A 10560-nucleotide genomic window follows, 5' to 3' on the forward strand; every position below is an offset into this window, starting at 1 on the left:
GCTCGTCACCTTCTCGACGCGCGGGATCCGCCGTGGCGCGGGAGGGTGGACGACATGACCCGTATGCCGTTCACTCGCCTCCTCGTCGCCACCGCAGCCGCGCTCGGCGCGGCTCTCGCCGGTCCGGCCGCCGTCGCACCGGCCGCGTCCGCGGCCCCTGCCTCCGCCACGTCCGCCCCCTCGATCGCCGCGGCCGCGCCGTGGTCGAGCGTGCAACCGCTCGAGCGTGCCCACGCGCACAACGACTACGAGCACGACCGCCCCCTGTTCGACGCCCTCGACCACGGGTTCACCTCCGCCGAGGCCGATGTCTGGCTCGTCGACGGCGAGCTCTACATCGGGCACGACGGACCCGACCTCGCGCGCACGCTGCGCGGCACCTACCTCGAGCCGCTCGCGCAGCGGTTCCGCGAGAACGGCGGGTCGGTGCACCGCCAGTGGCGTGACACCTTCCGGCTGCTCGTCGACGTCAAGAGCGAGGGCACGGCCGCGTGGCCGGTCATCGAGAGCCAGCTCGCCGACTACCCGCAGCTCTTCACGGCATACCGGCAGGGGAGGGTCCACGAGCGCGCCGTGACGGCCGTCATCTCGGGCAACCGCGACCTCGCCGCGATGCAGGCGGCGACGACGCGGTTCTCCTTCTACGACGGCCGGATGGGCGACCTCGGTGGTCCGCTCGGAGCCGAGCTCGTGCCGCTCATCAGCGACAACTGGACCAAGCACTTCACCTGGCTCGGCGTCGGCCCGATGCCCGAGGCCGAGCGCGCCAAGCTGCGCACGATCGTCGAGACCGCGCACGCCCGCGGCCAGGAGATCCGCTTCTGGGCGACGCCGGACGCCACGGCCCCGAACCGCGAGGCCCTGTGGCGTGAGCTCGTCGCCGCCGACGTCGACGTCCTCAACACCGACGACCTCGCCGGCCTCCAGTCCTTCCTGCTCGCGGAGGACCCGGAGGAGCAGGCCGCAGCCTGACCGTCCGTCTGGAACGGGCCCGCCGCTGCTTCCCTGAGGGCGCCGCCGTCACGCAGAGGCGGCGTCCTCGACGATGTCGGGGGCGTGGACGACGACCCAGTCCATGAGGGGGACGAGCAGCGCGGCGAGCTCGCGTCCGCGCTCGGTGAGCGAGTACTCGACGTGCGGCGGGACGACGGGTCGCGCGTCACGCAGGACGAGCCCGTCGGCGACGAGGGTCCGCAGGGTCTGCGCGAGCATCTTCTCGCTCACGCCCTCGGCCCGCCGTCGCAGCTCGCTCCATCGCCGCGCCTCGCCGTCGGAGAGGGAGAGCAGGACGAGCAGCCCCCACTTGCTCATGACGTGGTCGAGGACGGTGCGGCTCGGACACCCGGCGGCGAAGACGGCGTCGGGGAAGTGCCGCTCCAGCGGGTTGCTCACCTTCATGTAGGTACCTTACGTGAAAGTGGGTACTTCCTGATGGGAAGTATGCCGTCCGGTCCCTCGTTGGTCGGGAGTGTCAGCACGTCGCCACCTCCCTCGAAAGGCCCCCCATGACCTCCATCCTCGTCACCGGCGCCACCGGCCGCCTCGGACGGCTCGCCATCGACGCCCTCCTCGCTCGCGGCGTCGACCCCGCCTCGGTCTCCGCGCTGGTCCGTGACGCCGACCGCGGCCGCGACCTCGCCGACCTCGGCATCGACGTGCGGGTCGGCAGCTACGACGACCTCGGCTCGCTCGACCTCGCCCTCAAGGGAGTCGAGCGGCTCCTCTTCGTCTCCGGCTCCGAGGTCGGCCGGCGGGTCGAGCAGCACGGCAATGTCGTCGACGCGGCCGTCCGGGCCGGCGTGGGGCTCGTCGCCTACACGAGCATCACTCGGGCGGACACCTCGCCGCTCGGCCTCGCCCCCGAGCACCTCGCGACCGAGCGGGCCCTCGCCGCCTCGGGCCTGCCCCACGTCCTGCTCCGCAACTCCTGGTACGTCGAGAACTACACCGGACAGGCCGCGCAGCAGATCGAGCACGGCGTCGTCCTCGGAGCCGCCGGCGACGGTCGGGTCAGCGCCGCGACCCGGGCGGACTACGCCGAGGCGGCGGCCGTCGCCGTCCTGTCCGACGACCTCGCCGGGCAGGTGTTCGAGCTCGGTGCCGACGAGGCATTCACGCTCGGCGAGTACGCCGCCACCCTCGCTGAGGTGGCGGGTGCACCGGTGGCCTACCGCGACCTGTCGGTCGACGACTACACCGCTGCGCTCGTCGGTGCCGGTCTGCCCGAGGGCTACGCGCGGGCGCTTGCCGAGAGCGACGCGGGGCTGCGTGACGGCGCGCTCCTCGTCGAGACCGGCGACCTCTCCCGACTTCTCGGTCGCCCGACGACCCCGCTCGCCGAGGCCGTGCGCAGCGGCCTGCGCTGACGCCACGACCGGACGGCCTCCCCTCGAGCGAGGAGAGGCCGTCCGTCGTGCGGTCGCGGGTCAGCGTCAGCCGTGCTGGTGCTCCGGCGCCTCGACCGGCTCGCCCCGCTCGGGCAGGTTCTCGACCGGCGCGAGGTCGGTGGAGAGCCAGGACCCGTCGGCCACCGAGCTGAGCAGCGCGTAGCCGGTGGTCTCGGCCGTCTTGGCGATGTAGCCCGCCGACTTCTGGCCGATGTCACCGCGCAGCTCGAAGAGGACGGACGCGGAGCCGAGCAGCGCATAGGCGTTGCGAGCGATGCCCGGGGTCGTCGTGCTGGGGTAGCGCGTGATGTTGGCGTAGCCCTTGTTCTCGACCGAGTTGAGCATGACCGCGACGGCGCGCTGCGAGTCCTCGACGTCCTGCGTCCACGCGTCGCCGAGCCCGAGCCGTGCCGCTTCCGCGTCGGCGTTGGGCCACATAATCGAGCCGGTGATCATCCGGCCGTCGTCGTCGACGTAGGTGCCCTGGTGGTGGTAGTCGACGACGAGGGCGGGCTGGCGCTCGTCCCAGAGGAGCCGCATGGCGATCGCCTCCGGCACCGGGTTGAGCGTGTCCGCACCGGCGATGTAGGGGTGGTCGTAGGCCGACGCCGAGTAGGAGTGGTAGCGGTTGATGTCGTAGCCCCGGCCCACCTGGTAGAAGGGGTCGCAGGGCGCCGCGGTGCAGCGCGTGTCGAAGTTCTGGCGCCACGGTGTGGTGCGGCCGGCGGTGTCGACGACGTCGGCGTCGAACCCGTCGACGTTGACCCGCGGCACGATGGTCACGGTCAGCGCGTCGCGGATCTCCTGGGAGGCGGCCGACCCGTTGGCGAGGGTGCGGATGAGCGAGAGCATGCCCTCGCTGACGACGAACTCGTCGCCGTGCTGGTTGGCGATGAACATGACGTCGGTCGGGCCGTCGCCGATCGTCACGACCGGGATGTCGCGTCCCGTGTTGCTCTGCAACGGGGCCGCCGCGAGGTCGAAGGACCCCTTGGCCGAGGCGTCGACCTGGCGCAGGGTCGACCACAGCTCCTCGTAGGAGTGGATGCCGTTGAGGTTGGTCCCGCCCCACGGGCCACCCGGGGTCGTCGGCGGTGGGTCGGCCACCGACGTGGTGGCCGGGACGGCCGCGAGCGCGCAGGCGGTGAGGCCGACGACGATCGCGGACCTGAGACGGGACGGGCGGCGTGCTGACATGGGCGGGTCCTCCGGGTCGGACGGTGCCGGACGGGCTCCTCGCCGCAGATCGGTGGCGTGCAGCCGCGTCCTGCCTGGGTCCTTGGGACGCTAACGAGTTACCCGTGGGTCCGCTCGTCGAGCGATCCGTGGTGGCGCGTGGCCCACGGCGGAAAGAATTCGAGCCCGTCTTGCGTTGGCAGGTAGAGTTCCTGTCACAACTCAACAGCGTGGGATGAGCCCCCTCAGGGGGGTGATCGGTTTCGACATTGGTCGGCGGATCAAGGGAAGCGGGTCGAGGATGCACGGTCATCTCGTCAACGCTCCGTGCAAACCAATAGGTGCCAACTCCAAGCGCACCGACTTCGCCCTCGCCGCCTGAGCGAGCCCGAAGTCCGTTGGCCTAGGCTCGATCTCGGCCTAGTCACCAGCGTCAGCTAGAGATCTTGCTGCGGCTCCCTCGTCGGGGGGAGTCGCGGGACTCCAATCCGACTGGGCCTGTCGGGGAACGTGTGCGCGCGAGCCCCGGGGCCGAGAAAATCCACAGCGCACTGCACCCGGAGAAGCCTTGGTTTCCCGTCAGTGGACGCGGGTTCGATTCCCGCCACCTCCACCACCGAGCTCATCCCACGAGCGACCGCACCCGGTCGACCGGTTCGCCGGTCGGCCGGGTGCTCGCGTCTGCGGGCGTGTTCGTGTGTGACGATCTCGTATGCCGTCCGCCCCCCTCCCGCCGTCCTCGTCACCTCCCGAGGACGAGCGGATCGGCGACCGCGACCTCGCCGACTGGCGCACCGACGCCGGCCGCCTCGTCGTCCGCGGCGCCGCGCGCGGAGCGACCCTCGTCGCCCGGCTGGGTCGCTGGTCGGTTGCCAACCTCGCCCTCCTCCTCACGGTCGGGGTCGGGCTGGCCGTCGTCTGGGGCTTCGCGGCGACCTCGGCCGAGGTCTACGAGAACGTCGTCGACCGCGACGGCATCTCGGTCGTCGACCAGCCGGTGCTCGACTGGTCGGTGGCGGCCCGCACGCCGATGACCGAGCGCCTCGCCACCGACTTCACGGACCTCGGCGGGACCATCGGCATGCCGGTCATCGCCGTCGTCGTCACGGTCGGGCTGGCGCTGTTGTGGCGCGGCTGGACTCCGGTCGTGCTCATGCTCATCGCGAGCGCGGGCTCGTTGGCGATGACCCTCACGGGCAAGGACCTCGCCGGACGCGCCCGACCACCGCGCTCCCTGACCGTGCCGCCCTACGAGACCTCGGCGAGCTTCCCCTCGGGGCACACGCTCAACGCGACCGTGGTCCTGGGGCTCACGGCATACCTGCTCGTCATCTGGCTGCGGAAGAAGCGGTGGCGCACGGTGGTCATCATCGGGCTCGGGGCATTCGTCGTGGCGATGGGCCTCTCACGCGTCTATCTCGGACACCACTGGCTCACCGACGTCGTCGCGGGGTGGGCGATCGGGCTCGGCTGGCTCGCCTGCGTCATCACCGGCCACCGAGTGCGGCTCACGCTCGAGCGGAGCCGTCGAGCGAGTCCCCCGGGCGGGTGATGCCCGCGATGTCGAGCGCCCAGGCGGCGCCGTCGCGACGGAAGCCGAGCCGCTCGTAGTAGGCGCCGACCATGTCGTCGGGGGTGCGCACCGTCCGCCAGCCGTGGCCGGCGAAGAGACCACTGTGGCGCCACACGAACTCGCCGGGCGTGAAGTCGCGGTAGCGCTCGGTGACGTAGTCGAGCTCGATCTGGCCGACGCCGCCGCCGGCGTCGCGCACGACGACGACGCCGACCGTCTCGTGGCCGTGGAGGACGAGGTAGGCGTAGCGCGAGGCCGACTCGGTGACGCCGACGAAGCCCGGGTTGAACTTCGCGATGTCGGCGGCCTGCACGTCGAGGAAGTGCTGGAAGTAGGCGTCGTCCTCCTCGACCTCGATGACGCGGAAGGCGTCGGCGTCGCCCTTCTCGCGCAGCATCGTGGCGATGAACCAGAGGTTGATCGCGGCGAGGACGACGTTCATCGCCACCATCGGCCAGACGCCGATGAGGGCGTTGAAGACGGTGAGGATGAGGCAGGCGACCGTGTTGAGGACGCGCAGCCGCAGGATGCGGGCCTGGAGGAGCGAGAAGACGAGGAGTGCCGAGCCGAACCAGCCGAGGGCGTCGAGCCAACTCATGCCAGGGCCCACCGGACCGTCACGGTGCTGCGGATCGCGCGGGTGCCGCCCTCGACGGGCATGGCGCCGGCGAAGGCGTCGGCCGAGCGGGCCATCATCGGGCGGGGCCCGGGCTCGAGGCCGCCCTCGTGGATCGAGATGACCGGGCCGAGCCCGACGCCGGCGAGCCTCGCGAACTGGGTCGCGCGGGCGCGAGCGTCCTCGAAGGCGGCCTCTCGCGCCGCCTCGACGGCCTCGGTCGTCTGCTCGGCGGTCATCTCGATGCCGTCGACGGCGAGCGCGTCGCCGGCCGCTCCCGCGAGGGCCTGGAGGAGGTCGCCGACCCGGGTCGTGTCCCGGACCGTGAGCGTGAACGCCTGGTATGCCGTGTAGCCGATGACCTTGCGGCCGTTCTGGTCGTGGCGCGGGTGGATGCCGACGTCCTCGGTGCGACGGTCCCGCGCCTCGACCCCGTGGTCGGACGCGGCCTGGAGCGCGGCGGCCGTCCGCTCCGACGACGCGGAGAGGGCACCCGCGACGTCGCGCGCGTCGCACTGCACCCTCGCCCTCACGATGACGAGGTCGGGCACGACGTGGTGGGCGCCCTGGCCGGTGACTTCGACGTGCTCGCTCATGGGGGCAACTGTAGGTCCGGCGCGTCCTCGCCGACGACGACGCGAAACCGACGCGAAGGCGACGTGGCCGCGACGGTCCCGGCTGGCGGGCCGATTCTCGTGAACTCACCGGTAGCCGGTTGAATCGTCCCCATGGCCCTCCCCTCCGCTGCGAACTCCGTCACCGTCCGTCTCGTCGTCCCGGCCCGAGCCACCGCCGTCAGCGAGCTCACCGGGGTCGTGGAGGAGGCCGGGGGAGTCGTCACCGGCCTCGACGTCACCGCCTCCGGTCACGACGCGGTGCGCATCGACGTCACCCTCATGACCCGCGATCCCGAGCACGCCGACGAGATCGTCGCGAAGATGCGCACGGTGCCCGGCGTCGAGATCGGCAAGGTCTCGGACCGCACCTTCCTCATGCACCTCGGCGGCAAGCTCCAGATCGAGTCGAAGGTCCCGATCCGCAACCGCGACGACCTCTCGCTCATCTACACCCCCGGCGTCGCGCGTGTCTGCATGGCCATCGCGGAGAACCCGGAGGATGCGCGCCGCCTCACCATCAAGCGCAACACCGTCGCCGTCGTCACCGACGGCACGGCCGTGCTCGGGCTCGGCGACATCGGCCCGCTCGCCGCGATGCCCGTCATGGAGGGCAAGGCGGCGCTCTTCAAGCGGTTCGCCGACATCGACGCGTTCCCCATCTGCCTCGACACGACCGACACCGAGGAGATCATCACCGCGGTCAAGGCCATCTCGCCCGTCTTCGCCGGCATCAACCTCGAGGACATCTCGGCCCCGCGCTGCTTCGAGATCGAGGCGCGCCTCCGGGCCGAGCTCGACATCCCCGTCTTCCACGACGACCAGCACGGCACCGCCATCGTCGCGCTCGCGGCGATGCGCAACGCACTCGCGGTCGTCGGCAAGCAGCTCGAGGACGTCAAGCTCGTCATGAGCGGCGCCGGTGCCGCGGGCACCGCGATCCTCAAGCTCCTGCTCTTCGCCGGTGCCCGCAACGTCGTCGTCGCCGACATGCACGGCGTGGTGCACAAGGGCCGCGAGGACGTGCTCTCCGGCGAGCACCCCAACCACGAGTGGATCGCCGAGCACACCAACCCCGACAACCTCTCGGGCACGCTCGTCGAGGCGCTGGCCGGGGCCGACGTCTTCCTCGGCGTCTCCGCGCCCAACATCCTCACCGGCGACGACATCGCGACGATGGCCGACGACGCCGTCGTCTTCGCCATGGCCAACCCGACCCCGGAGGTCGACCCCGTCGAGGCCGCCAAGCACGCCACCGTCGTCGCCACCGGACGCTCCGACTTCGCGAACCAGATCAACAACGTGCTCGTCTTCCCGGGCGTCTTCCGCGGTCTGCTCGACTCCGGCTCCAAGGTGCTCACGCCCGCCGTGCTGCTCGCGGCTGCCGAGGCCCTCGCCGGCGTCGTCAAGGAGGACGAGCGCAACGCGACCTACATCATCCCGAGCGTCTTCCACCCGGACGTCGCCGAGGTCGTCGCCGCCGCCGTGGCCAAGGCCGCCACGTCCGAACCCCACGCGTGAGCGAGGCGCCCCGGCGCCGTCGCTCGCTGTTGCCCGCAGGGGTCGCGCTGCTGCTGCAGCTCGTCGTGCTCTATGCACCGTCCGGCGGGGGAGCGGCCCCTTTCCCGTACGTCGACAAGCTCGTCCACGCCTCGGTCTTCGCCCTGCCGGTCCTCCTCGGTCTGCTGGCGCGCCTGCCGCTCATCCCGGTCGCCGCGGTCCTGGCGCTGCACGCACCGGTGAGCGAGGTGGTCCAGGCGCTGCTGCTGCCGCAGCGGTCGGGCGACCCGTGGGACGCCGTCGCCGACCTCGCCGGGGTCGCGCTCGGTGTCCTGACCGCGCGCGCCGTCGCCGCCCGCAGCGTCCGGCGTTCTGGTGGCCATGACCCGCACACTGCCGGACGCTGAGGGCGGAAGCACCGGCTCTCGCCACAGCGTCCGGCGTTCTGGTGGCGATGAGCCCCAGACTGCCGGACGCTGACAGCCGGGCGCGCTGGTCCGGCCGAGCACGCACCGCTGGTAAAGTCGACCCTTGCGCCACGTCCGGCGCCGCGTTCCAGCCCGTTGAATCTCGTTGACACAGAAGTCGTCGTGGAGGGCCGTAGACGCCACCACCAACGACTCGGATCGAGTGATTCTCCATGCCCAAGAACCCCTCCGGCGGCAAGAAGCCGCGCTGGACCGCAGCCCAGAAGGCGAAGGCCGCGAAGACCGGGGCCACGAAGAAGCCGCACCACCGCGGCCAGCCCGAGGGCCCGCGCACCAAGGCGCCCCGCTCCGAGCGCAGCCCGCGCTGGACCGACGAGGACCGCGCCGAGCGCGGCGCGCAGCGTCGTGACCGCCGGGACGACCGGGGCGGCGAGCGTCGCCGTGACGACCGGTCCGACTCGCGTGGCGGCTACCAGGGTCGCAACGACCGAGGGGACCGACCGGCATACGGCCAGCGTCGGGACGACCGTGGCGAGAGCCGCGGTGGCTACCAGGGTCGCAACGACCGAGGGGACCGACCGGCATACGGCCAGCGTCGTGACGACCGGTCCGAGTCGCGTGCTGGCTACGACCGGCGCGAGGAGCGCGGCGGCTACCGGGGCCGCAACGACCGGGGTGACCGTCCGGCATACGGCCAGCGTCGTGACGACCGTGGCGGCTACCAGGGTCGCAACGACCGGGGCGACCGACCGGCATACGGGCAGCGTCGTGACGACCGCGGCAGCCGGCCGGCCTACGGCGAGCGCCGCGACGGTCGGCCGCCGTTCCGCCGCGAGGACGACCGCCCGGCCCGCCGGGTCGCCGACCCCGTGCGGCGCGACCGGCACGAGGGCCGCCACTTCGACGAGCACCGCCACGACCTGCCGGAGCAGCCGCGCACGTTCGAGGAGGCCGAGGCCGAGCGCGCCCAGGCCGACACGTGGGTGAAGTACGAGTCGAAGGCCAAGGGCGGCCCGGCGGCCGTCACCGAGGACAACGGCTTCGCCGCCCTCTCACTCGACCCGCGCCTCGTCGAGCGCCTTGCCCGTGACGGCATCACCGAGCCGTTCCCGATCCAGGCAGCGACGATCCCCGACGCCCTGAGCGGCCGCGACGTCCTCGGCCGCGGCCAGACCGGCTCGGGCAAGACGCTCGCGTTCGGCCTGCCGACGATCACCCGTCTCGCCGACGGCACCAAGCCCGCGAGCAAGCGCCCGCGCTCGCTCATCCTCGTGCCGACCCGCGAGCTCGCCATGCAGGTGAGCGACGCGCTCGAGCCGCTCGTCCACGTCACCGGCCTGCGCCACAAGCTCGTCGCCGGCGGCCTGTCCTACGAGCCGCAGATCAAGGCGCTCACCAAGGGCCTCGACATCCTCGTCGCCACGCCCGGTCGCCTCGCCGACCTGCACGAGCGCGGTGCGGTCGAGTTCGACGACGTGCAGGTGACGATCCTCGACGAGGCCGACCACATGGCCGAGATGGGCTTCATGGCCGAGGTCACCGAGATCCTCGACCGCATCCCGACCGGCGGCCAGCGCCTCCTCTTCTCGGCGACGCTCGACCGCGGCATCGACCAGCTCGTCGAGCGCTACCTCACCGACCCGGTGACGCACTCGACCGAGGACGCGCAGGCCAGCGTCTCGACGATGAGCCACCACATCATGCTCATCGACCCGAACAACAAGAAGCAGCTCACGGCCGAGCTCGCTGCCCGCGACGGCCGCACCGTCGTCTTCGTGCGCACCCAGCTCGGCGCCGACCGCGTCGCCCGCGAGCTGCGCGAGAAGGGCGTGCTCGCCGCCGCGATCCACGGCGGCCTGTCGCAGAACCTGCGCAACCGTGCGCTCGGCGCGTTCCGCGACGGCTCGCTGCCGGTCCTCGTCGCGACCGACGTCGCCGCCCGCGGCATCCACGTCGACGACATCGGCCTCGTCCTGCAGGTCGACCCGCCGGCCGACCACAAGGACTACCTCCACCGGGCCGGTCGCACCGCGCGGGCAGGGGAGAGGGGCACGGTCGTCACCTTCGCGCTGCCGCACCAGAAGCGGACGATGGCGCGCCTGGCCGAAGCCGCCGGCCTCGACGTCGAGCCGGTCCGGGTCCGCCCCGGCGACGAGCACGTCGCCGCCGCCGGTGGGCGCACGCCGTCGATGGTCGCGGTGCCGGACGAGGTCTGGAAGCCGCTGCTCGAGGCCAAGCAGCAGCAGCGCGGCCGCCGTCCGGGCGG

Annotated in this window: 10 protein-coding genes and 1 other RNA gene; 7 read left to right on the forward strand and 4 right to left on the reverse strand. The window is 72.2% G+C overall.

Annotation, left to right across the window (positions count from 1 at the left end):
• Positions 1 to 54: 54 nt before the first annotated feature.
• Positions 55 to 972 carry a phosphatidylinositol-specific phospholipase C/glycerophosphodiester phosphodiesterase family protein gene (locus N798_RS16335; RefSeq protein ID WP_308738180.1) on the forward strand — a complete coding sequence of 306 codons (918 nt, stop codon included), beginning with the start codon at positions 55 to 57 and terminating at the stop codon, positions 970 to 972.
• A gap of 48 nt (positions 973 to 1020) precedes the next feature.
• Here the strand turns inward: N798_RS16335 and N798_RS16340 are convergent, their stop codons facing one another.
• On the reverse strand, positions 1021 to 1398 hold the full coding sequence (locus tag N798_RS16340; protein ID WP_035950658.1) for a winged helix-turn-helix transcriptional regulator: 378 nt from the start codon (positions 1396 to 1398) through the stop codon (positions 1021 to 1023).
• Positions 1399 to 1505: 107 nt separating this feature from the next.
• On the opposite strand from N798_RS16340, the gene N798_RS16345 reads away from it, so the two are divergent.
• On the forward strand, positions 1506 to 2366 hold the full coding sequence (locus N798_RS16345; RefSeq protein WP_035950660.1) for an SDR family oxidoreductase: 861 nt from the start codon (positions 1506 to 1508) through the stop codon (positions 2364 to 2366).
• Positions 2367 to 2432: 66 nt separating this feature from the next.
• Here N798_RS16345 and N798_RS16350 read toward each other — a convergent pair whose 3' ends face one another.
• A complete protein-coding gene (locus tag N798_RS16350; protein ID WP_035950663.1) occupies positions 2433 to 3584 on the reverse strand; it encodes a M14 family zinc carboxypeptidase in 1152 nt (383 codons plus the stop codon).
• A 228-nt stretch (positions 3585 to 3812) separates the two neighbouring features.
• Between N798_RS16350 and ssrA the strand changes: the two genes are divergently transcribed.
• Positions 3813 to 4179: a transfer-messenger RNA gene (gene ssrA / locus N798_RS17945) on the forward strand.
• A 96-nt stretch (positions 4180 to 4275) separates the two neighbouring features.
• Positions 4276 to 5115 (forward strand): phosphatase PAP2 family protein, encoded by an 840-nt coding sequence (locus tag N798_RS16355; protein WP_035950666.1) that lies wholly within the window; start codon positions 4276 to 4278, stop codon positions 5113 to 5115.
• Here N798_RS16355 and N798_RS16360 read toward each other — a convergent pair.
• Together N798_RS16360 and N798_RS16365 are read right to left on the reverse strand one after the other, a co-directional pair.
• The gene (locus N798_RS16360; protein WP_052117467.1) at positions 5072 to 5734 is read right to left on the reverse strand and encodes a hypothetical protein; all 663 of its coding nucleotides are present in this window, start codon (positions 5732 to 5734) and stop codon (positions 5072 to 5074) included. The genes N798_RS16355 and N798_RS16360 overlap by 44 nt on opposite strands.
• Entirely contained in the window at positions 5731 to 6348 is a 618-nt protein-coding gene (locus N798_RS16365) for an SIMPL domain-containing protein (protein ID WP_035950668.1), read from the reverse strand. Before N798_RS16365 ends, N798_RS16360 begins: the two co-directional genes overlap by 4 nt.
• A gap of 132 nt (positions 6349 to 6480) precedes the next feature.
• Between N798_RS16365 and N798_RS16370 the strand changes: the two genes are divergently transcribed.
• The 3 genes from N798_RS16370 to N798_RS16380 all read left to right on the forward strand — a co-directional run.
• The gene (locus N798_RS16370; RefSeq protein WP_035950671.1) at positions 6481 to 7887 is read left to right on the forward strand and encodes an NAD-dependent malic enzyme; all 1407 of its coding nucleotides are present in this window, start codon (positions 6481 to 6483) and stop codon (positions 7885 to 7887) included.
• Positions 7884 to 8273, forward strand: a complete 390-nt coding sequence (locus N798_RS16375; protein WP_052117468.1) for a VanZ family protein — start codon at positions 7884 to 7886, stop codon at positions 8271 to 8273. Before N798_RS16370 ends, N798_RS16375 begins: the two co-directional genes overlap by 4 nt.
• 233 nt (positions 8274 to 8506) lie before the next feature.
• A partial coding sequence (locus tag N798_RS16380; RefSeq protein WP_035950675.1) for a DEAD/DEAH box helicase occupies positions 8507 to 10560 on the forward strand: 2054 nt, incomplete at its 3' end.

This window comes from Knoellia flava TL1 (assembly GCF_000768675.1).
Classification (GTDB): domain Bacteria; phylum Actinomycetota; class Actinomycetes; order Actinomycetales; family Dermatophilaceae; genus Knoellia; species Knoellia flava.